The following is a 21,382-nucleotide window of genomic DNA, read 5'->3' on the forward strand; positions in this document are numbered from 1 at the left end:
TGTAGCGCATCCCGGAACCTAGAGTGGTCGCGTGGCGCAACGACGAGACGCGCTGGCGGATGCCGGCCTCCGACTGGTCGCTCGAGACGGTCTCCGAGCGCTGACCCACCGCGCGGTCGATGCCGAAGCAGGTGTCCCCTCAGGGTCGACCTCGTACTACGCCCGAGGTCGGCGCGACCTCACCGCACTCGTGGTCGCGCGGATCTCCGAGCGGCTCGCGGACGACCTGGACGGGGTGGCGATCCCGCCCGTGCTGGACGTCGTCGGTGCCGCGCACATTGCGGACGCCTTCCTGACGGAGCTCGCCACCCGGCAGGACGCGCAGGCAGCCCGCCTGGCGATGCTGACCGAACTCCGTCCGGACGACGACCTCCGCGTTCCACTGACCTCCGCCGACCCGGTCCGTGCCGCCCTCGTCGCGACCGCAGTGCGCCTCCTCACCGCCCTGGGGGTCGACGAGGCCGACGGCGCAGCGGTCGATCTCGTCGGGCTCGTCGACGCGCTCCTGCTCTACCGGATCGCGGAGGTCGCCCCGCTCGACGCCCACCGGGTGCTCGCCGCCTACCTGTCGGGCCTCCGACGACCCGCCTGACCGTGCCCCCGACGACCACTCCCACTGACACGTGTAACGCGAGCAGCACGACCGGACACTCCAGGGTGTGATCGACGAACCGGACGACGGCCCGCTGTGGGCTCGGGCGCAACGCGACGACGGAGCTGCCTTCGCCGAGCTGTTCGACCGACACCGGCCCCGCATCCACCGACGGGCGACGAGCCTCCTCGCCGATGCCCACGACGCCGAGGACGTCACCGCCGCCGTCTTCTACGAGCTCTGGCGCAAGCGGCGGAGCGTCGTCCTGGTGGCCGGCTCCGTCGCGCCGTGGCTCCTCGTCACGACCGTCAGCGTCGCCCGGAACTCCCGCCGCGCGACGATGCGGTACCGCCGGCTGCTCGCCGACCTGCCCCGGGGCGACGACCACACCGCGGCCGTCGACGCGGAGGACCTGGAGGTCCGTGACCGCCTCCGCGCGACCGTCCGGTCGCTCTCCCCGACCGACGCGGCCCTGCTGGTGCTGACCGGCGTCGAGGACGTGCCCGTCTGGCAGGCCGCGGAGGCGGTGGGTCTGAAGCCGTCGGCCGCTCGCGTCCGCCTGCACCGGCTCCGCCGACGGCTCCGAGCCGACCTGCACGACCTCGCCCCCTCCGTCCGGACGACCCCCGAAGGCAGCCCCTCATGAGCATCGACATGCACCCCGAGACCGCGGCCGCGATCCGCGCGGAACTCGCGGCGATCGGGACGCGGCACAGCGGTCTCCAGCGTCGGCAGCGCCGTTCCCGCCTGGTGGCGTCGGTCGCCGGCACCGCCGCGGTCGCCGTCACCACCAGTGCCGCAGCACTCGTCGCGGCGGGTCTGCCCGGCACCACGACGACCGCGGCCATCGGCGTGATGACCACGGTGACACGCACCGGTCCGGCCCTGGTGGACATCGGTCGAGCGCCCGACTCCGCCGACGCGGTCGTCGTCGAGATCAGGTGCCGGAACCACGTCGGCATGGTCAGCGTCCCGACCGTCGGCGACGGCGGGTCCGGTCGCTCCTGTCGGGAAGGAGGCTCGCTCCGCGTCGTCGACGGACGGTTGCCGGCCGCGGGCACCACGACCGTCAGCATCGAGGCATCGCCCGGCACGCGGTGGACGGCCTCCCTCCGCTACGCGAGCGCGGTGACGTCCGAGTGGGGCGTGAACGCACACGGCGAGACCTACGGCGTGGAGAACGCGGCGGGGCACCCCGACCTCGTCCCGGGGAGGACCGACGACGGTCGCCGCGGCTGGGTGCGGTGGGACGAGGCCGCGGTCGCGGACGACGTCGACGTCTTCGAGACCGACGGCGTGACGGTCATCGGACGATCCACGGCGACGGTCGCCCCAGAGGTCCCGCTGGACCAGGGCCTCGTCGACGAGCTCCGGTCCGTGCGGACGGCGACGCCCACGCCGGGCGCGACGCGCTGAGGGAGACGCGCACCGTGCCTCCCGGCAGTGCCCGCGGGTCAGGCGCGCAGCGCCGCCAACAGGTCCGCCGGCTCGGCCTGCATCGTGTGCGGGCCCGCGATGTCGAAGAAGACGCCCTCGAGTGAGTCGAGGTGCGCGGCGAGGAACTCCTCGAGCCGGGCGGCGTCGTAGACCATGACCTGCCGGAGCTTCTCGCCCGGCACCATCGCGGTGTAGGCGTCGGCCGACGAGAACAGCAGGAGGATGCGCCGGTCGGAGCCCTCCCGACCGAAGACCCGGACCTGCATGTCCTTCCCGCCAGTGACGAGCCGCGGGACGATCACGATGTCGTTGCGGAGGGCGTACGCCACCGCGGCGACGTCCTGCTTCGCGAGGGCTTCCTCGAGCTGTTCGCTGCGGAAGCGCTGTTCCTTCTGTGCCATCGCCCCTAGTCAAGCAGCCGAACGGGCACGCCGGGTCAGACGCGACGAGTGGGGCCGCCGGAGAACACGGGTGCTCAGTGCACGCGTCCGGCCTGCACGGCGTGCGTGCGCATCCGGATCTCCGCCGCGAACCGGGTGGTCTCGGGGCCGAGTTCGTCGTCCGGGGCGGACTGCACCAGGACGCCGATCGCCGGCGCGAGGATGAAACTCGACGTGGCGGCCATGCCGTAGTCGTCGACGGACGGCACGTCCACGCGGTCCGCCAGTCCCGACTGCGCGAGCGCCGTCGCGTAGTCGAGCACGGCGTACGCCGCCTCGTCGCTCGTCATGACCGAGGCGACCCCGTAGATGAGGTACTTCATGGCCCAGCCCTTCGTCGATGGAGGTGACGCTACGCCGCGGAAACCGAGTGCTGATCAGTGACCATCCCGGAGACGCACGACGCGCGGACACTCGGGGCGAGAACTCAGACAACGCCACTACCGTCGGACCAATCGCAATCGCGGGAACTCTCGTTGTACGGCCGAAGGGCTGTTCCTGATGGGGAAGCAGCTTCCATGCCGGCACCATCGCCCACCCTCTACCGCCCGACCACTCCCCGGACCCCCGGGGCGCCGACGCCGACGTCGACGTACAAGGACCTGCTCGAGCGCGTCCGCGTCGAAGGTCTGCTCGAACGCCGCACCGGGTTCTACTGGGCGGTCTTCTCGACCCTCGTGGTCGCGACACTCGCGACCCTCGCCGTCTCGGTCATGCTCGGAGCTTCCTGGTTCCAGCTGATCCCGGCCGGCGTGCTCGGTGTCCTCTTCACGCAGTTCGCGTTCCTCTCGCACGAGGCCGCGCACCGCCAGATCTTCGCCTCACGCAAGTGGAACGACCACGCCGGACGCTGGATCGGCGTCTTCGTCGTCGGCCTCTCCTACTCGTGGTGGATGAACAAGCACAACCGCCACCACGGCAACCCGAACACCATCGGCAAGGACCCGGACATCGCGCCCGACGGCGTCGTGTTCATCGAGGAGGACGCCGTGCAGCGCCGCGGGTTCCTGCGGCGACTCGCCATGGTGCAGGGCTGGGCGTTCTTCCCGCTCCTGACGCTCGAGGGCGCCAACCTGCACTGGCTGTCGATCCGCGCGGTCGTCACCGGCAAGGCGGCCAAGGGCACCGTCCAGGAGCGCCGACTCGAGGCCGTCCTGCTGCTCGCACGCTTCGGTCTGCTCGCCTGGTTCGTCTTCGCGGTCATGCCGCTGGGCATCGGTTTCGCCTTCCTCGGCGTCCAGATGGCGGTCTTCGGCGTCATGATGGGCGGGTCGTTCGCACCCAACCACAAGGGCATGCCGGTCATCGCCGAGGGTGCCAAGATCGATTTCTTCTCGCGTCAGGTCCGGACTTCCCGTAACATCACTGGTGGCGTGTGGGTGGACCACCTGCTCGGTGGCCTCAACCACCAGGCAGAACACCACCTGTTCCCGAGCATGGCGCGGCCCAACCTGCGTCGTGCGAAGGCCCTCGTGCGTGAGCACTGCGAACAGCACGGGGTCCCGTACACGGAGACCACGATCTTCCGCTCCTACGGGATCGTCGTGCGGTACCTCAACCGCGTCGGTCTCGCAGCACGCGACCCGTTCACCTGCCCGATGGTCAGTGCCTACCGATTGCACTGAACCTCTGATCTCCGTCACCCCGCTCGATGCCGGGTGCCGCACAAGCTCGATGGCAACGTCGTCGAAACCCGCGGTGGTGGAATTCTCTCGCCGCGCACGTAAGAAAGTAAGGAACGCCGAAATGGCAACTGGAACTGTCAAGTGGTTCAACAACGAAAAGGGCTTCGGCTTCATTGCGCCGGACGACGGCAGCGCTGACGTCTTCGCCCACTTCTCCGCGATCGGTGGCAACGGCTACAAGTCGCTCGAGGAGAACCAGAAGGTCGAATTCGAGATCACCGAGGGCCGCAAGGGCCCGCAGGCGGAGAACATCACCGTCATCGGCTGACACCGGTCCCCGTGAGCGCCGGGTCGGAGGGACTTCCCTCCGGCCCGGCGCTTCGTTGTTCCCGGCGTCGCAACGTGACCGAACGACAGCGACAGCGGCCAGCGCGGCCAGCGCGGCTCAGTCCAGCACGAACTGCGCCGACTCCTCCGACTCGATCTCCCCCACGCTGACCTGCAGGTGGTAGCTCGCGCCCCCGGCCGTCACCGAGGCACGTGCGGCGTCGCAGGTCGTCGTCGACGAGCGGGTCCGGTCCCACGTGATCGCGGGCGTGGTGAGCTCCTGACCGGCCTTGAGCGTGACGTCCTGGTTCGTGCCGCCGGTCTGGCAGTCCTTCGACGACCAGTACTGCTCCTGGCCCGAGGTGATCGTGAGCACCTGCTGCGACGAGCCGAGGTCCATGTGGCAGGCGTTCGACCCGGTGTTCTCGATCGACATGGCGACCTTCGGGTCCTCGCCGGCGGCGTAGACGCTCTTGTCGAGGACCGGCGTCAGCACGATCTGGTCCGGGTCGCAGGCCGCGCCGTCCTCCCGTGCAGCGGCTGAGGGCTCCGGGGTCGCCGACGACGACGGCCCGGACGACCCGCTCGCCGTCCCGCTCCCGGCCGCGGGCGCGTCGGCCTCGGTCGTCGGGGTGCCGCTGGGGGCGTCCGACGCCGGGGCGCCGTTGCCGCGACCGACGACGATGAGCACGACGACCACCACGACGAGCAGGAGCACGCCGAGCACGAGCGCCCGGCGGCGCCAGTAGACCGTGGGGCGCTCGGGACCGACGGGGTGGCGCAACGACGACATGCGCACAGGCTAGACAGCTGCGCGACCGTGCCGACGGACCCCCGCCGGGGCACGGGGGAACCCGTCAGAGGATCTTCAGCATGCGGGTGTTGCCGAGGGTGTTCGGCTTGACCCGGGCGAGGTCGAGGAACTCCGCGACCCCTTCGTCCGACGAGCGGACCAGTTCGGCGTACACCTCGGGCGGCACGACGGTCTCGCCGATCTCGAGGTACCCGTGCTTGGTGAAGAAGTCGACCTCGAACGTCAGGCAGAAGATCCGAGCGACCCCGAGCTCACGGGCGTCGTGCTCGAGGGCCTCGAGCATCCGGTGCCCGACGCGCTTGTGGATCCAGTCCTGGTCGAGCGCCAGGGTCCGGACCTCGGCGAGGTCGTCCCAGAACACCGCGAGGGCGCCGCAGCCGATGGGGACGCCGTCGGGTCCCTCGGCGATCCGGAACTGCTGGATCGAGCCGTACAGCGCGACGTTCTCCTTGCCGAGCAGGATGCGCCGGTCGACGTAGGGCGCGATGAGCCGCTGGATGTGCGGGACGTCGGACGCCAGCGCGGGCCGCACCAGGATCCCGTGCTCGTCCCGTTCGGAGAAGGCGTGCCGTCCGTGCTCAGTCATCCGGCCAAGCCTACGACCCGGACGTCACGGGGCGTCACGGGGGACATCCACCGGGACTCCCCTCAGGCACATGGGCCTACCGTCCGAGGCACACCAGTACGACGAGCAGGAGGAGCAAGCATGCCCCAGATCATCGAGACCGTCGACGTCAACGTCCCCGTCCGCGCCGCCTACGACCAGTGGACCCGCTTCGAGGAGTTCCCCACGTTCCTCGACGAGGTCGAGAAGATCGTCCAGGTCGACGACACCACGACCGACTGGACCGTCAAGGTCGCCGGCCAGGAGCGTTCGTTCCGTGCGCTCATCACCGAGCAGCACCCCGACGAGCGTGTCGCGTGGACCGTCAATGACGGCGAGACCGACCACGCCGGCGTCGTGACCTTCCACAAGCTCTCGGACGCCGAGACCCGTGTCACCGTGCAGATCGACTGGCAGCCCTCGGGCATCCTCGAGAAGCTCGGCTCCGCGGTCGGCGTCGGGGGCCACGCCGTCAAGAAGGACCTGCAGAACTACAAGGAGCGCGTCGAGGCGGCCCCCACGGCCGACGGCTGGCGCGGAGACGTCCAGGCGTAGGACGCACCCACAGCGCTGACGGGAGGCGCGGTGCCGGCTGGCACCGCGCCTCCCGTCACGTCGTGGCCCACCCTGGTGCGGACACGACGGACGGGAGGCCCGGTACCGACTGGTACCGGGCCTCCCGTCCGTGGTGTGGCTGGCTGACTAGCCCTCGATCTCGCCGGTCGGCGCCTCGGGCGCCTTCTCGAGCGAGGGAGCGCCCGCGAGGACCTCCTCGCGGCCCGGCTGACGCCCGGTCTCGAAGTCGAACTTGCCGTCGCGGAAGTCGACCTTCACGTGGTCGCCCGCCGTGAGCTCACCCTGCAGGATGTGCTCGGACAGCTGGTCCTCGACCTCGTGCTGCATCGCGCGGCGCAGGGGGCGAGCACCGAGTGCCGGGTCGAACCCGACCTTGATGAGCTGCTCCTTGGCCGGCAGCGTCAGCTCGACGGTCATGTCGCGGTCGAGCAGACGGTCCGCCAGGCGCTTCACGAACAGGTCCACGATCTGCAGCAGCTCGGACTGCGAGAGCTGCGGGAACACGATCGTGTCGTCGACACGGTTGAGGAACTCGGGCTTGAAGTGCTTCTTGAGCTCCTCGTTCACCTTCGAGCGCATGCGGTCGTAGCCGACGGCCGAGTCACCCTCGACCTGGAAGCCCACCGGGCCACCCGCGATGCCCTGCGAACCGAGGTTCGTGGTCATGATGATGACGGTGTTCTTGAAGTCGACCACGCGGCCCTGACCATCGGTCAGACGACCCTCTTCGAGGACCTGCAGCAGCGAGTTGAAGATGTCCGGGTGGGCCTTCTCGATCTCGTCGAACAGGACCACGGAGAACGGCTTGCGGCGCACCTTCTCGGTGAGCTGTCCGCCCTCCTCGAACCCGACGAACCCGGGAGGGGCACCGAACAGGCGCGAGACGGTGTGCTTCTCGCCGAACTCCGACATGTCGAGGGAGATCAGTGCACCCTCGTCGTCGAACAGGAACTCCGCGAGCGCCTTGGCGAGCTCGGTCTTGCCGACGCCCGTGGGGCCGGCGAAGATGAACGAGCCCGAGGGACGGTTCGGGTCCTTCAGGCCGGCACGGGTGCGGCGGATGGTCTTGGAGAGTGCCGAGATGGCCTCCTCCTGACCGATGACGCGCTGGTGCAGGGCCTTCTCCATGAAGACGAGACGCGAGGTCTCCTCCTCGGTGAGCTTGAACACCGGGATGCCCGTGGCCTGCGCCAGGACCTCGGCGATGATGCCCTCGTCGACGGTGCCGGACGCGGCGACGTCACCGGCACGCCACTGCTTCTCGAGGCGGAGACGCTCGCCGAGGAGCTTCTTCTCCTCGTCGCGCAGGCTCGCTGCCTTCTCGAAGTCCTGCTCCTCGATGGCCGCTTCCTTCTGACCGCGGACCGTCGAGATCTTCTCGTCGAACTCGCGGAGCTCCGGCGGTGCGGACAGGATCGACAGGCGCAGGCGGGCGCCGGCCTCGTCGATCAGGTCGATGGCCTTGTCCGGCAGGAAGCGGTCCTGCACGTAGCGGTCCGCCAGGTTCGCCGCGGAGACGATCGCCCCGTCGGTGATGGACACCTTGTGGAACGCCTCGTACTTGTCGCGGAGGCCCTTGAGGATGTTGATGGTGTGCGGCAGCGACGGCTCGTTGACCTGCACCGACTGGAAGCGGCGCTCGAGTGCGGCGTCCTTCTCGAAGTGCTTGCGGTACTCGTCGAGCGTGGTGGCACCGATGGTCTGGAGCTCACCGCGGGCGAGGAGCGGCTTGAGGATGGAGGCCGCGTCGATCGCACCCTCGGCAGCGCCGGCACCGACGAGCGTGTGGATCTCGTCGATGAAGACGATGATGTCGCCGCGGGTGCGGATCTCCTTCGTGACCTTCTTGAGGCGCTCCTCGAAGTCACCGCGGTAGCGGGACCCGGCGATGAGCGACCCGAGGTCGAGGGAGTAGAGCTGCTTGTCCTTCAGCGTCTCGGGCACGTCGCCCTTGACGATCGCCTGGGCGAGGCCCTCGACGACGGCGGTCTTGCCCACGCCGGGCTCACCGATCAGGACGGGGTTGTTCTTGGAGCGGCGGGAGAGGATCTGCATGACCCGCTCCATCTCCTTCTCGCGCCCGATGACGGGGTCGAGCTTGCCGTCGCGCGCAGCCTGGGTGAGGTTCCGACCGAACTGGTCGAGGACCTGCGAACCCTGCTGGGCATTCTGCTGCTGCTCGCCGCCGACGGCGACCGCTTCCTTGCCCTGGTAGCCGGACAGGAGCTGGATGACCTGCTGACGGACCCGGTTCAGGTCGGCGCCGAGCTTGACGAGGACCTGGGCTGCGACACCCTCGCCCTCGCGGATGAGGCCGAGCAGGATGTGCTCGGTCCCGATGTAGTTGTGGCCGAGCTGCAGCGCTTCGCGCAGGGACAGCTCGAGGACCTTCTTGGCGCGCGGCGTGAACGGGATGTGCCCGGTCGGCTGCTGCTGGCCCTGCCCGATGATGTCCTGCACCTGCTCGCGGACGGCATCGAGGGAGATACCGAGCGACTCCAGCGCCTTGGCGGCGACGCCCTCGCCCTCGTGGATGAGGCCGAGGAGGATGTGCTCCGTACCGATGTAGTTGTGGTTGAGCATCTTCGCTTCTTCTTGAGCGAGGACGACAACACGACGGGCCCGGTCGGTGAATCTCTCGAACATGTGCTCTCCCTTGGCCCCGTTGGATCGGGGGCCGACAGCCGGACTCGTGTGAGTCCGGTCACGTACATCGAGACTAACCAGCGCTCCCCGTCAGGGCTGCCCCTGTTCGCCGTGGGCGTGACCTCGGTGCGCACGGCGCACCACGACCGTCCGGGAGGCCCGCCCCGGCTGCGGCAGGCAGCCCCCACCCGACGGTTCCCGACCCCGCCGGGTACGATCCGCAGCATGGAGCAGCCCGTCGTCGGCCTCGTCGTCCACCCCTCGAAGAACGTGCAGGAGTCCGTCGACATCCTGGACCGCTGGAACGCGTCCGGCGCCGGGCGGCTGATGGCCCGACGGATCGACGCAGCCCGGCTCCGGAGCGACATCGACGTGGTCGACGACGACGAGTTCACCGACCGGGTGGACCTCGTCGTGGCCCTGGGCGGGGACGGCACCATGCTCGGGGCGATGCGCCTCGTCGCCCGGCGCCCGGTCCCGGTGCTCGGGGTCAACTACGGCAACGTCGGCTTCCTGGTGGAGATCGAACCGCCGGAGCTCGAGGCCGCGCTCGAACGGCTGTCGGCGGGCGAGTACCAGCTCGAGCCGCACCACGCCCTCGAGGCCCGTCTGTCCTGGGGTGGCGCGCGGACCGACTACCTGGCGTTCAACGACATCACGATCGTCCGTCGTCCGGGAGCGGGCCAGGTGTCCGCCGACCTCAGCGTGGGCGGGCTCGGCTACGGCTACTACCGGGCCGACGCGATCGTGGCCGCCACCCCCGCGGGCTCCACCGCCTACAACTACGCCGCGGGCGGCCCCGTCCTCTCCCCCGCGCTCTCCGGGTCCGTCGTGACCCCGGTCGCCCCGATGGCCGGCATCGACCGCTCCGTCGTGCTCGCCGCCCGGGAGCGCTACCGCTTCGACATCGCCGAGGGCACCCGCAGTGCCGCCCTCGAGGTCGACGGGCTCGTCGTGGGCGAGGTCGCGACCGGAGCCCAGCTCGAGGTCCGCCTGCGGAAGGACGCCGGCAGCGTGGTCCGGCTCGACGCCGAGCGGCACGGACGCACCGGGCGACTCAAGCTCGGCCTCCTCGACCTGCCCCTGCGTCCCGACCAGCTCATCGAGCTGATCCCGCACGACCTGCGGCAGAAGCTCCACCGCGAGACCGAGGACTGACGCGGTCCGCGCCTCCCGGCCCGGCCGTGCCGGAGCGGACGGGAGGCCCGTGGGACGACGGAAGGCCCGCCCGGTTCGCACCGGACGGGCCTCGTCCCATCACCCCAGGGTCGTCTTCCCACGGATCGACCCGGATCCCCGCGCCGACCCCTGACGGGGTCGGCCGAAGTCCGCTGACCTACTCGGTCAGGTACAGCTGCATGTCCTGCGAGACCGCCTTGGCGAACAGACGCAGCTTGGCGCGCGACTCGACACGGCTCACGGCCTGACGGGTCGTGTGCACGATCTTCGAGATCTCGTCGAGCGTCATCGGCTTGTCGTCGTCCAGGCCGTAGCGCATGCGGATCACGTTGGCCTCGTCGCTCGGCAGTTCGGCGACGATGGAGCGGATGTCGCGGTGCAGGAGCGTCGTCTCGGTGAGCTCGTTCGGGCTCGCGGCGTCCTCGTCCTCGATGAAGTCACCGAGTTCGCTGTCGTCGGAGTCGCCGACCACCGTGTGGATCGAGACGGGCTCGTGCGAGCGGCCCTTGAGGTCGACGAGTTCCTCGACGCTCATGCTCAGCTCGGCGGCCACTTCCTCCGGCATCGGCGCACGGCCGAGGTCGACGGTGAGGTCACGCTCGGTGCGCGAGATCTTGTTGATCAGCTCGACGGTGTGCACCGGGATGCGGATCGTGCGCGCCTTGTCGGCGAGACCACGCGAGATCGCCTGGCGGATCCACCAGGTGGCGTAGGTGGAGAACTTGTAGCCCTGCGTGAAGTCGAACTTCTCGACCGCACGGACCAGGCCGAGGTTCCCCTCCTGGATGACGTCCATGAACGGCAGCCCGCGCTGCGAGTAGCGCTTGGCGATGCTCACGACGAGGCGGAGGTTCGAGGTGATCATGCGCTCCTTGGCGCGCTCACCGTCGCGGACCAGCCAGCGCAGTTCGCGCTCGAGGGACTTCTCGAGGCCCGGCTCGGTGTGGAGCTTCTCCTCGGCGAACAGGCCGACCTCGATGCGACGGGCGATGTCCGCCTCTTCCTCGGCGGTGAGGAGCGCGAGGCGGCCGATGTGGCGGAGGTAGTCGCCGACCTGGTCGACGGAGGCTCCGCGGACGCCGGCGAGCTGCTCGTCCGCCTCGACCTCGGCGACGGTGTCGAGCGTGGTGGCCTCGGCGGAGGTGGTCTTGGTCGCTGCCTTCTTGGTGCGGCGCGAGGTGGTGCTGGGTGCGGCCGTTGCGATCGCCATGGTGACTCTCCCTGCCTGTGACGGTGATGGTCCTTCGTGGGCTGAGACCGAGTTTGGCGGGCCGGGGGTGTACCCCACAAACCCGCTGGATCGATTCCCAGCCTTCTCCGTGCTTCGTCATCGGGGGACAGGCGGCCGGGGCGCGGGTCGGGGCGCGGCAGCGTGCTCCTGATCGCCGTCACAGCGCGGATCGGCCGGGAATCACACGGGTGTGAGTCGCTGTGCACCCCGATCAGGGTCCGTGTACCCCGGGGTGCAACGTCATCCGGACAAGTGGAACGGGGTACGTCGTGCCGGATCGTGCGATCCGGCCGACGTACCCCGTTGAGGATGCCGCGGTGGTGTCACCAGGACGGTTCGAGCCACCCGTCCCTGGCCTTGGAGACCTCGAGGTCGGCGTCGCGGTCGAACTCGTCGTACTCGCTCTCGATGTCGCCGACGAGGCTGCGTGATGCGGAGGGATGCAGGATGGACATGCCGACGATGCTCACACCGGGGTGCGACGACGGCGTGAACGCGGGGTGACCGGCACACCACGGACCGGTGGCGGGACCGGTCGTGCGCAGGTGTGGCCCGGACGGGCCCGGGTCACCGGACGGGCCCGGGTCACCGGACGGGCCCGGGTTACTCGGCGCTCGTGGGGGCTGAGGTGGTGACGCCGCGCTCGCGCTCGAAGCGGGCGCGCTCCTCGGCCTCGATCTTCGCGTAGGCGGTGCGCTCGCTCCGGTCGGCACGGATGATCGCGCGCATGATGAACCAGAAGATCAGCCCGAGCAGGACGGTCGGGGTCAGGGCGAAGACGATCCCACTCACGAGTCCATTCGGCACGCGATCATCGTACCTCGCCCCGCCCGGGGCCCGGCTGCGCTACTTGACGAGCGGGAACAGGATCGTCTCGCGGATGCCCAGGCCCGTGATCGCCATGAGCAGGCGGTCGATGCCCATGCCCATGCCACCCGACGGCGGCATCGCGTGCTCGAGCGCGCGGAGGAAGTCCTCGTCGACGCGCATCGCCTCGGGGTCGCCGTTGGCGGCGAGCCGTGCCTGCTCGACGAAGCGTTCGCGCTGCACGACCGGGTCGACGAGCTCCGAGTACGCGGTGCCGAGCTCGAAGCCGCGGACGTACAGGTCCCACTTCTCGACGACGCCCGGACGGGTGCGGTGCTGCCGGGTGAGCGGCGAGGTGTCCACCGGGAAGTTCATGACGAAGGTCGGGGCGTGCAGCCGGTCGCCGTTGAAGTGCTCCCAGAGCTCCTCGACGTACTTGCCGTGCGTGGCGTGCGCGACCTCGACGCCCTCGGCCGCGGCGAGCGCCTGCAGCTCGGACAGCGGCGTCTCGGGCGTGATCTCGCGACCGGCGGCCTCGGACAGGGACCCGTACATGTCCATCCGGGCCCACTCGCCCCCGAGGTCGTACTCCGAGCCGTCGGGCAGCGTGACGACCAGCGATCCGCCGGTGACCGCGCGCGTGGCGTTCTGCACGAGTTCCTGCGTCAGGTCGGCCATCTGCTCGTAGTTGCCGTACGCCTGGTACGCCTCGACCATCGCGAACTCGGGCGAGTGCGACGAGTCGGCGCCCTCGTTGCGGAAGTTCCGGTTGATCTCGAACACCCGGTCGATGCCGCCGACGACGGCGCGCTTGAGGAACAGCTCGGGTGCGATGCGGAGGAACAGCTCCGTGTCGAAGGCGTTCGAGTGCGTGACGAACGGCCGGGCCGAGGCGCCACCGTGCTGGGTCTGCAGCATCGGGGTCTCGACCTCGAGGTACTCGTGCGCGGCGAAGGTCGCCCGGAGCGAGGCCATCACGGCGGCGCGGGCACGGACGGTCCGACGGGCGTCGTCGCGGACGATGAGGTCGAGGTACCGCTGGCGGACGCGGGTCTCCTCGTTGAGCTCGTTGTGCAGGTTCGGCAGCGGCAGGATCGCCTTGGCCGCGATCGCCCACTCGTCGACCATGATGCTCAGCTCGCCGCGGCGGGAGGAGATCACCCGTCCGTGCACGAACACGTGGTCGCCGAGGTCGACGAACTCCTTCCAGCGGGCCAGCGACTCGTCGCCGACCTCGGCCAGCGAGACCATCGCCTGGACGCGGGCCCCGTCGCCGGACTGCAGCGTGGCGAAGCAGAGCTTGCCGGTGTTGCGGGAGAACACGATGCGACCGGCGACACCGACGACGTCCTCGGTCTCCTGGCCGGTCTCGAGGTCGGCGTACTGCTCGCGGACCGCGGGGATCGTCGTCGTGAGGGGCAGCTCGGCCGGGTAGGCCTCGACACCGGACTCGAGCAGCCGCGCACGCTTGTCGAGGCGTACCTGTCGCTGCTCGCTGGTCTCCTGTTCGACCAGGGCGGCGGCGTCGGCGATCGCGGTCTCGGTGGGGGCGGTCTCGTCGGTCATGCGGGTGCGGCTCCGGAGGTCGTGGGGGATCGCGTCGATGCTACCCGTCCGGCCGCACTCCCCCGGCGCGCTCAGAGCACCGACTGCCCGTCGGCCGCGGTCAGCGCGTTGTCGACGGCCGAGCGCACGAGCGCGCCGAGCACGCGCCCGGGGTGCTCCACGCCGATGCCGGCGAGCGTGCCGGCGGACTGGTCGACGATCGCGGTCGAGAAGCTCACCGCCGCGCGGACGGCGTCGGCGTACGCGGGGCGGTCCTGCTCGGCGACGACGAACGGCTCGGCACCCATCTCGACGACGAGCGCTTGGGCGATGGGCAGCACCGGTGCGGGGGCGGTCACGGCGCAGTAGGCGTCGCGGAGCCGGGCGAGGTCGACGCTCGTCCCGGTGAACGCCATCGCCGGGTGGATCGCGAGGGGGATGGCGCCGGACCGCATCGCCGGCGCCAGGACGTCGACGCCGTGGTCGGGGCTCGTGTGCACGACGAGCTGCCCCGGCTGCCAGATGCCCGCGTCCGCCAGGCCCTGCACGAGCGACGGCAGCTGGTCGTCCGAGACGGCGAGGAGCACGAGCTCGCTGCGCTCGACGAGCTCGGGGGTGCCGAGCACGGGTGCGCCGGGCAGCATCGCCTCGGCGCGGTCGCGGCCGGCCGCGGAGACGGCGGTGATCCCGACGACGGCATGCTCGGCGTTCGCGAGCGCGGCGCCGAGCACGGGGCCGACCCGTCCGGCGCCGACGATGCCGACGCCGAGTCGTCCCGCCCTCACCGGACGGCTCCCGGCCACGGGACCCCGTGCCAGTCGGGAGGCCCGTCCTGCGTCAGCCACGCGGGCCTCGGCCGGCCGTCGGGCCGGCCTCCCCAGCCCGGCCCGGCCACCAGGTGACCGTGCGCCGACGTGTCGGTGGCTGGGCGGGCCTCCTGGCCGTCGCGCCAGCGGTGCGTGGTGTCGGCGGCCGCGGCCTCGACCGCGCGCTCCGTCGTGCCCGACCAGAGGCGCTGCGCGTCCCCCGCGTCGAGCGCACCGACGCGGGCGGACACCGGACCCGACACGGTGTGCACGTGCACCGACGCCAGCCGGAGCGCCCGCTCCACCGGCCCCTGCGTCACCTTGACGCTCTGCACGCGCGGCAGCGGGACCACGACGAGCGAGCGCCAGACGGCACCGAGCCGCAGCAGCACGGCACCCGGCACGAAGCGGTACCCGTTCCGCGACGCCGAGAACGGCCGCAGCCACCGGCCACGGCGCGGCGAGTGCACGAAGCCGCCGCGGTCGCCGGTGGTGGTGAGGCTGTCGTCGACGACGCCCACCGCCTCGGCCGAGCCCTCGCGCAGACGCTCCATCGACGCCGCCGGGCCGACGACGGCCGAGCCGACCAGCTCCGGCAGGATGATCTCGAGCACCTGACGGACGTCCGCGGCCGTGCCGACGGGCAGCACGATGGACGACACCTGCTGGTTCGTGGAGGCCCCGTTGCCGGCGTTCGTCGCCCGGTTGATGCGGACGTCCCACCAGCCGAACGGCCGCCAGAGCAGCGGCTGCGCGACGCTCACGGCGTGGATGCGTCCGGGCGGCAGCGTCTCGTTCGAGGTCGAGAACAGCCCGAAGCCGATCCGGATGCCGTCGCGGGTCTCCGCGATCGTGTACCGGAGCGACTTCGAGAACTTGCGGACGTAGTAGCCGCCGGCGCCGATGACGGCGGGGAACAGCGACACGAGCAGGAAGTACTGCCCGGTCAGGCTGATGCTCACGATGATCGCGACGACGAGCAGCAGGATGACGACCGTCGTGCCGGAGAGCAGCATCGACGCGATGAGGCGACCGGGGTGCACCCGGACGACGCGGCTCGCGTGCACGGCCTCGGGATCGAGCTCCGGGGCGAGGAAGTCGTCGACGCGCCCCTGGAAGACCCCGCCGGCGGCCGCGGCGGACCGGGACTGCTCCGGGTCCTTCGCGCCCGAGGCCAGCACGAGGATGCGCTGCCGCAGGTCGTCCGCCGCCTTGGCCCCGAGGTAGGCGAGCTGGACGTTCGCGTCGTTGCCGGCCTGCGCGATCTCGAGCTTCGCCGTGCCGAACAGCCGCGGGACGAGCGGGCGGGAGATGTTGATGCCCTGGATGCGGTCGAGCCGGGCCTTGCGGTGCGTGCGGAACACGACGCCCGAGCGGACCTCGACGATCTCGCCGGTCACCCGGAACTCGTGCATCCGCCAGGAGAGGGTGAAGAGCCCCAGCAGCACCAGGAGGAGCACGACCACGCCGAGCAGCACCCAGCCGACGACCCCGTGCTCGTAGACGTAGCGGACCGGGTCGCCGTCCTCCTGCGGGCCGCCCTCGCCCGGGATGAAGACCTCGACGATCTGGTCGCGCAGGTTGTTGAGCACGTAGCCGAGGATGACGACGAGGAAGATGCCGCCCTTGAGCAGCGGCGTGAGCGGGTGCAGGCGGTGCCACTCGCCGTCGGTGAGGGGCGCTGCCGCCACCGCGTCGCCCTTGCGGGGCGGCGCGGGCAGGGGCGCGTCGGGCCGGAACGTCACGGTGGGCCTACAGTCCGGCGCGCCGGGACTCGGCGAGCTCGACCAGCCGGTCGCGCAGCTCGTCGGCCTGGCCGGCGGGGATGCCCGGGATGCGGATGTTCGACGACGCCGCCGCGGTGACGAACTTCAGCTCGCTCATCCCGAGCGCCCGGTCGAGCGGTCCCCGGTTCACGTCGACGAGCTGCAGGCGGCCGTAGGGCACCGCGGTGAAGCGCTGCCACATCAGCCCGCGGCGGAGGACGAGGTCGTCGTCGCGCAGCGCGTAGCCGATGGAGCGGATGCGCCGCGGGGTGAGGAGGGCGGTGACGAGCGTGACGATGCCGACCGCGGCCCCGATGAGGAACCAGACGAGGCCCGCCGTGCCGCCCGTGCCGCCGCTCGCGACACCGAGGAGCACGAGCCCCGCGGTCACGATGCCGCCCACCAGGACGGTCCCGACCAGGTCGGTCCAGACCAGCTTCGCGGAGACCCGCGTCCAGCTGACGTCGTGCAGGCCGAGGCCGCTCTCGTCGAGTCGTTCGCGCGGCATCGGGGTCTCCTGGTCTGCGGTGATCGGTCCTCGTCGACCGGCAGGACGGTCACGCCGTGGTGGTGCCCCGCCCGTCCTGGTCGTCCTCGTCCGGTGGCGGGGCGATGCACATCCGCTCGGCGACGAGGGCGCACACGGTCAGCACGATCCCACCGCCGAAGGCCACCGCGTTCGGCAGGGTCGAGCCTAGCGAAGGCAGGACCGAGCGGGTCAGGAGGTACACGAGCAGCCCGAGCGCGAACGCACCGAACAGGGCGCCGCAGATGCTCGACGCCTTCGCGAGGAACACCACCCGCGTCGCGTACATCGGGTCGACCCGGCGTTCGGCACGCCCCCGGGTCTGCCGGCGGATCGGCGCGGCCATGAACAGCAGCGCGATGCCGATGAAGGCGAGCGTCAGTCCGAGGGGCACCGACATGAGGAGGGTCGGCGACTGCCGTGCGGTGAGCGCCGTGTCGAGGGCGAACCCCGCGACCGCGGCGACGACCGCGACGCTGACCAGCGTAGAGGCCCGGGTCGGCTTCACGAGGTCGTCTCCGGTCGGGCGTCGGCCGGCTCGAGCAGGCGCGGCTCGTCCACCCGGACGGTGTCGTCGCCGAGCGCCGCGAGCAGGTCGACCACCGGTCCGTGGCCGGGCAGGACGGCGCCCGGGTCCGCGTCGGCCCAGGGTGCGAGCACGAAGGCCCGTTCGTGCGCCCGGGGGTGCGGGACGGTCAGCGTGGCGGTGTCGATCCGCTCGTCGCCGAACGTGACCACGTCGAGGTCGAGCGTGCGGTCGCCCCAGCGGACCTCGCGCGTGCGACCGTGCTCGTCCTCGATGCCGTGCAGGGCGTCGAGGAGCTCGTGCGGCGCGAGGTCGGTGTCGACCACGACGACGGCGTTCCGGTAGCGGGGCTTCGCCGTGTCGGGGCCGTCGAGGGTGACGGCGACCGACTCGACCTCGCGGCTGGACGACACCGGCCGGACGCCGGGCAGCGCGGCGACCGCGGCAGCCGCGGCGCGGAGGGTGCTCCCCCGGTCGCCGAGGTTGGCGCCGAGGGCGATGACGGCCCGGGTCACTCCTCTTCCTCCGCGGGGGTGCCGGTGCGCTCACGGCGGATGGTGATGGAGACGTCCGTGAACGGCACCGTGATGGGTGCCTGCGGCTTGTGCACCGTCACCTCGGTCGCGAGGGCGGCCCGGTGCGTGAGGACGGCGGCGGCGATGCGCTCGGCGAGGGTCTCGATGAGGTCGACCGGGTCGCGCTCGATCTCGGCGACGACCTGCTCGGCGAGCACCCCGTAGTGGACCGTCTCGCCCAGGTCGTCCGCGTCGGAGGCGGCGGTGGCGTCGAGCTCGACCGCGACGTCGACGACGAAGTCCTGTCCGTCGGTACGTTCGTGGTCGAAGACCCCGTGGTGGCCGCGTGCGCGGACCCCGACGAGGCGGATGGTGTCCCTCATGATCGAGCTGCCCTCCAGGCGTCCCAGACGTCGAGTACGGCGCGGGTCGGCGCCGGGTCGTGCACGCGGACGCCCCAGGCGCCGCGTTCGGCCGCGAGCAGGCTGATCGCCGCCGTGGCCGTGTCCCGCTCGGCCGGAGGTGCTCCGGCCGGGCTGCCGACGCCGTCGAGGAACCGCTTGCGCGACGCGGCGACGAGCACCGGCAGACCGATGGACGCGAACCGGTCGTAGCCGGCCAGGATCTCCCAGTTGTGCCGCCCCTGCTTGGCGAAGCCGAGGCCCGGGTCGATGACGACCTGCTCCTGGCGGACGCCGAGCACGATGAGCTCGGCCACCCGCATCTCGACCTCGCGCCGGACCTCCTCGACCGCGTGCACGTACTCGGCGTTGCGGTGCATCCGGTCGCTGTGCCCGCGCCAGTGCATGACGACGAACCCGACACCGGTCTCGGCGACCACGCGGACCATGTCCGGGTCTGCGAGCCCGCCGGAGACGTCGTTCACGATCGCGGCGCCCAGGTCCACCGCGCGTTCGGCGGTGCCGGCGTTCATCGTGTCGACGCTGACCGGGATGCCCTCGGCGACGAGCTGCTGCACGACCGGCAGGACCCGCTGCTGCTCGACCTCGACGGGGACCCGGTCGGCTCCGGGTCGGGTGGACTCCCCGCCGACGTCGACGAGGTCCGCCCCGGAGGCGACGAGGTGCCGGGCGTGCTCGACCGCGGCGTCGACGGCCAGGTGCAGGCCGCCGTCGCTGAACGAGTCGGGCGTCACGTTGAGGATGCCCATCACCCGGGTGGCGTCCCCGGTGGTGCGGTCACGGCGACGGCCGGTCACGACCTCCGGCACCGGTGCTGGTGCTCGGAGGTCGATCGCGACCGTCGCCGGCTCTGCTGCTGCTTCGCGCGCCCGGCTCACCTCGGCGAGCCGACGCGACCGTCTCGTCGGCAGGTCGGTCATGCCGGCCTACGCGGGGGCGATACCCGGGTTGCCGAACGGACGGTGACGACGCGGCTTGGAGGCGTCGATGCCGACGGGCTCCTCGGCGATCGCGGCGGCCTTGCCGGGCACCGCGATGGCGGGCAGGTCGCTCACCGGACGCTTGTCGCTCGAGAGCCACTGCGGGCGCTCGGGCAGCTTGCGGACGTCCTTGAAGATCTCCACGAGCTCCGGGGCGTCGAGCGTCTCCTTCTCGAGGAGCTCGCCGGCCAGGCGGTCGAGGATGTCCCGGTTGGCGTTGAGCACCTGGTAGGCCTCGTCGTGCGCGGCCTCGAGCAGGGCACGGGTCTCGGCGTCGACGGTCTCGGCGATGTTCTCCGAGTAGTCGCGCCCCGTGCCGCCGCTCATGTCACGGCCGACGAAGGGCTCGCTCGAGCCGGAGCCGAGCTTGACCGAACCGACCGCGCGGCTCATGCCGTACTCGGTGACCATCTTGCGTGCGGTGCCGGTGGCCTTCTCGATGTCGTTCGACGCACCCGTGGTCGGGTCGTGGAAGACGATCTCCTCGGCGACGCGGCCACCCATGGCGTACGTCAGCTGGTCGAGCAGCTCGTTGCGGGTGACGGAGTACTTGTCCTCGAGGGGCAGCACCATCGTGTACCCGAGCGCACGGCCACGCGGCAGGATCGTGATCTTCGTGACGGGGTCGGTGTGCCGCATCGCAGCCGCCGCCAGGGCGTGTCCACCCTCGTGGTAGGCCGTGATGAGGCGCTCCTGGTCGGACATGATCCGCGTGCGACGCTGCGGGCCGGCCATGACACGGTCGACCGCTTCGTCGAGTGCGCGGTTGTCGATGAGCTGCGCGTTCGAGCGGGCGGTGAGCAGCGCGGCCTCGTTGAGCACGTTCGCCAGGTCGGCACCGGTGAAGCCCGGCGTCTTGCGGGCGAGGAGCTCGAGGTCGACGCTCGCGGCGAGCGGCTTGCCCTTCGCGTGCACCTCGAGGATCTGCTTGCGGCCCTGCAGGCTCGGCGCGTCCACACCGATCTGACGGTCGAAGCGGCCCGGACGGAGCAGCGCGGGGTCGAGCACGTCGGGGCGGTTCGTCGCGGCGATGAGGATGACGTTCGTCTTGCCGTCGAAGCCGTCCATCTCGACGAGGAGCTGGTTCAGCGTCTGCTCGCGCTCGTCGTTGCCGCCGCCGATGCCGGCACCGCGGTGACGACCCACGGCGTCGATCTCGTCGATGAAGACGATGGCGGGCGAGTTCTGCTTGGCCTGCTCGAAGAGGTCGCGAACGCGGCTCGCACCGACACCGACGAACATCTCGACGAAGTCCGAACCGGAGATCGAGTAGAACGGCACACCCGCTTCGCCCGCGACGGCGCGGGCGAGGAGCGTCTTGCCGGTCCCGGGAGGGCCGTAGAGCAGGACGCCCTTGGGGATCCGGGCACCGACGGCCTGGAACTTCGCGGGCTCCTTGAGGAACTCCTTGATCTCGTGCAGTTCCTCGATGGCCTCGTCCGAGCCGGCGACGTCCGCGAAGGAGACCTGCGGGTTCTCCTTGTTGTTCATCTTCGCCTTGGACTTGCCGAACTGCATGACCTTCGAGCCGCCGCCCTGGGCGCTCGAGAGCAGGAACCAGAACAGGGCGCCGATGAGCAGGAACGGCAGCAGCGTCAGCAGGAGCGACACCAGGACGTTCGACTGCTGGACGTGGTCGTTGTAGCCCTTCGGCAGGTCCGCCTGCGAGACCGCCTCGACGACCTCGGTGCCGCGCGGGGTCGAGTAGTAGAACTGCTCGGTGCCCCCGTCGTTCCGGAGGGTCAGGTCCACGCGCTGCTCGGTGGAGTTGATGACGGCGGACGAGACCTTGCCGTCGGAGAGCTGCTCGAGGCCCTTCTGCGTGGAGATCTCCTGGGTGCCGGACTGGGCGATGAACGTCCATCCGACGAAGATCCCCACGAGCGCGACCAGTATCCAGATGTACGGCCCGCGGAGGATGCGCTTGAAGTCCATGTGATCCGGGCCCGACGGCCCGACACCTTTCTCTGCCGGAAGTGCGTGCCCGTCAGCATACGGCCGTCATTCTGTGGCGAGAA

24 protein-coding genes are annotated in these 21,382 nt (G+C 70.8%); 7 read left to right on the top strand and 17 right to left on the bottom strand.

Going from position 1 to position 21,382, the window contains the following annotated elements; genetic code table 11:
* Window positions 1–31 precede the first annotated feature (31 nt).
* The 3 genes from KM842_RS12550 (at window position 32) to KM842_RS12560 (ending at window position 2,008) form a co-directional block, all read left to right on the top strand.
* On the top strand, window positions 32–592 hold the full coding sequence (locus KM842_RS12550; RefSeq protein ID WP_216258836.1) for a TetR/AcrR family transcriptional regulator: 561 nt from the start codon (window positions 32–34) through the stop codon (window positions 590–592).
* 67 nt (window positions 593–659) lie between these two features.
* Window positions 660–1,238 carry an RNA polymerase sigma factor gene (locus KM842_RS12555; protein ID WP_216258838.1) on the top strand — a complete coding sequence of 193 codons (579 nt, stop codon included), beginning with the start codon at window positions 660–662 and terminating at the stop codon, window positions 1,236–1,238.
* The gene (locus KM842_RS12560; RefSeq protein WP_216258839.1) at window positions 1,235–2,008 is read left to right on the top strand and encodes a hypothetical protein; all 774 of its coding nucleotides are present in this window, start codon (window positions 1,235–1,237) and stop codon (window positions 2,006–2,008) included. Before KM842_RS12555 ends, KM842_RS12560 begins: the two co-directional genes overlap by 4 nt.
* 38 nt (window positions 2,009–2,046) lie before the next feature.
* Here the strand turns inward: KM842_RS12560 and KM842_RS12565 are convergent, their stop codons facing one another.
* Together KM842_RS12565 and KM842_RS12570 are read right to left on the bottom strand one after the other, a co-directional pair.
* On the bottom strand, window positions 2,047–2,430 hold the full coding sequence (locus KM842_RS12565; RefSeq protein ID WP_216258840.1) for an SseB family protein: 384 nt from the start codon (window positions 2,428–2,430) through the stop codon (window positions 2,047–2,049).
* Between the two features lie 74 nt (window positions 2,431–2,504).
* Window positions 2,505–2,792: a hypothetical protein gene (locus tag KM842_RS12570; RefSeq protein ID WP_216258842.1), complete on the bottom strand. Its 288-nt coding sequence runs from the start codon at window positions 2,790–2,792 to the stop codon at window positions 2,505–2,507.
* A 195-nt stretch (window positions 2,793–2,987) separates the two neighbouring features.
* Between KM842_RS12570 and KM842_RS12575 the strand changes: the two genes are divergently transcribed.
* A complete protein-coding gene (locus KM842_RS12575) occupies window positions 2,988–4,094 on the top strand; it encodes a fatty acid desaturase family protein (RefSeq protein WP_216258844.1) in 1,107 nt (368 codons plus the stop codon).
* Window positions 4,095–4,215: 121 nt separating this feature from the next.
* The gene (gene cspE / locus KM842_RS12580) at window positions 4,216–4,422 is read left to right on the top strand and encodes a transcription antiterminator/RNA stability regulator CspE (RefSeq protein WP_065963953.1); all 207 of its coding nucleotides are present in this window, start codon (window positions 4,216–4,218) and stop codon (window positions 4,420–4,422) included.
* Window positions 4,423–4,539: 117 nt separating this feature from the next.
* Here the strand turns inward: cspE and KM842_RS12585 are convergent, their stop codons facing one another.
* Together KM842_RS12585 and KM842_RS12590 are read right to left on the bottom strand one after the other, a co-directional pair.
* Window positions 4,540–5,214: a hypothetical protein gene (locus tag KM842_RS12585; protein WP_216258846.1), complete on the bottom strand. Its 675-nt coding sequence runs from the start codon at window positions 5,212–5,214 to the stop codon at window positions 4,540–4,542.
* A 64-nt stretch (window positions 5,215–5,278) separates the two neighbouring features.
* Window positions 5,279–5,821, bottom strand: a complete 543-nt coding sequence (locus KM842_RS12590; protein WP_216258848.1) for an amino-acid N-acetyltransferase — start codon at window positions 5,819–5,821, stop codon at window positions 5,279–5,281.
* Between the two features lie 120 nt (window positions 5,822–5,941).
* Between KM842_RS12590 and KM842_RS12595 the strand changes: the two genes are divergently transcribed.
* The gene (locus KM842_RS12595; RefSeq protein WP_216258850.1) at window positions 5,942–6,394 is read left to right on the top strand and encodes an SRPBCC family protein; all 453 of its coding nucleotides are present in this window, start codon (window positions 5,942–5,944) and stop codon (window positions 6,392–6,394) included.
* Between the two features lie 147 nt (window positions 6,395–6,541).
* Here the strand turns inward: KM842_RS12595 and KM842_RS12600 are convergent, their stop codons facing one another.
* Window positions 6,542–9,061, bottom strand: coding sequence for an ATP-dependent Clp protease ATP-binding subunit (locus KM842_RS12600; protein ID WP_216258852.1), 2,520 nt, complete (start codon window positions 9,059–9,061; stop codon window positions 6,542–6,544).
* Between the two features lie 225 nt (window positions 9,062–9,286).
* Between KM842_RS12600 and KM842_RS12605 the strand changes: the two genes are divergently transcribed.
* Entirely contained in the window at window positions 9,287–10,219 is a 933-nt protein-coding gene (locus tag KM842_RS12605) for an NAD(+)/NADH kinase (RefSeq protein WP_216258856.1), read from the top strand.
* A gap of 178 nt (window positions 10,220–10,397) precedes the next feature.
* Here KM842_RS12605 and KM842_RS12610 read toward each other — a convergent pair whose 3' ends face one another.
* From KM842_RS12610 to ftsH, 12 genes are all read right to left on the bottom strand, one after another.
* Complete coding sequence (locus KM842_RS12610) at window positions 10,398–11,450, bottom strand: sigma-70 family RNA polymerase sigma factor (protein ID WP_110904444.1); 1,053 nt, start codon at window positions 11,448–11,450, stop codon at window positions 10,398–10,400.
* A 344-nt stretch (window positions 11,451–11,794) separates the two neighbouring features.
* On the bottom strand, window positions 11,795–11,926 hold the full coding sequence (locus KM842_RS15980) for a hypothetical protein (RefSeq protein ID WP_258371237.1): 132 nt from the start codon (window positions 11,924–11,926) through the stop codon (window positions 11,795–11,797).
* Between the two features lie 148 nt (window positions 11,927–12,074).
* The gene (locus KM842_RS12615) at window positions 12,075–12,278 is read right to left on the bottom strand and encodes a hypothetical protein (RefSeq protein WP_216258858.1); all 204 of its coding nucleotides are present in this window, start codon (window positions 12,276–12,278) and stop codon (window positions 12,075–12,077) included.
* Between the two features lie 39 nt (window positions 12,279–12,317).
* Window positions 12,318–13,844, bottom strand: coding sequence for a lysine--tRNA ligase (lysS, locus tag KM842_RS12620; protein WP_216258860.1), 1,527 nt, complete (start codon window positions 13,842–13,844; stop codon window positions 12,318–12,320).
* Window positions 13,845–13,915: 71 nt separating this feature from the next.
* A complete protein-coding gene (locus KM842_RS12625) occupies window positions 13,916–14,608 on the bottom strand; it encodes a Rossmann-like and DUF2520 domain-containing protein (RefSeq protein ID WP_253206125.1) in 693 nt (230 codons plus the stop codon).
* The gene (locus KM842_RS12630; protein ID WP_216258864.1) at window positions 14,605–16,374 is read right to left on the bottom strand and encodes a PH domain-containing protein; all 1,770 of its coding nucleotides are present in this window, start codon (window positions 16,372–16,374) and stop codon (window positions 14,605–14,607) included. The genes KM842_RS12625 and KM842_RS12630 overlap by 4 nt, the downstream gene beginning before the upstream one ends.
* A 7-nt stretch (window positions 16,375–16,381) precedes the next feature.
* Entirely contained in the window at window positions 16,382–16,903 is a 522-nt protein-coding gene (locus KM842_RS12635) for a PH domain-containing protein (RefSeq protein ID WP_216258866.1), read from the bottom strand.
* A gap of 49 nt (window positions 16,904–16,952) precedes the next feature.
* Entirely contained in the window at window positions 16,953–17,429 is a 477-nt protein-coding gene (locus KM842_RS12640; RefSeq protein WP_216258867.1) for a DUF3180 domain-containing protein, read from the bottom strand.
* Complete coding sequence (gene folK, locus KM842_RS12645) at window positions 17,426–17,962, bottom strand: 2-amino-4-hydroxy-6-hydroxymethyldihydropteridine diphosphokinase (protein ID WP_216258869.1); 537 nt, start codon at window positions 17,960–17,962, stop codon at window positions 17,426–17,428. The genes KM842_RS12640 and folK overlap by 4 nt, the downstream gene beginning before the upstream one ends.
* The gene (folB, locus tag KM842_RS12650; RefSeq protein WP_216258871.1) at window positions 17,959–18,345 is read right to left on the bottom strand and encodes a dihydroneopterin aldolase; all 387 of its coding nucleotides are present in this window, start codon (window positions 18,343–18,345) and stop codon (window positions 17,959–17,961) included. Before folB ends, folK begins: the two co-directional genes overlap by 4 nt.
* Complete coding sequence (folP, locus tag KM842_RS12655; RefSeq protein WP_216258873.1) at window positions 18,342–19,304, bottom strand: dihydropteroate synthase; 963 nt, start codon at window positions 19,302–19,304, stop codon at window positions 18,342–18,344. Before folP ends, folB begins: the two co-directional genes overlap by 4 nt.
* Before the next feature lie 6 nt (window positions 19,305–19,310).
* Window positions 19,311–21,299 (bottom strand): ATP-dependent zinc metalloprotease FtsH, encoded by a 1,989-nt coding sequence (ftsH, locus tag KM842_RS12660; RefSeq protein WP_216258875.1) that lies wholly within the window; start codon window positions 21,297–21,299, stop codon window positions 19,311–19,313.
* Window positions 21,300–21,382 lie beyond the last annotated feature (83 nt).

This window comes from Curtobacterium sp. L6-1 (assembly GCF_018885305.1).
Lineage (GTDB): Bacteria > Actinomycetota > Actinomycetes > Actinomycetales > Microbacteriaceae > Curtobacterium > Curtobacterium aetherium.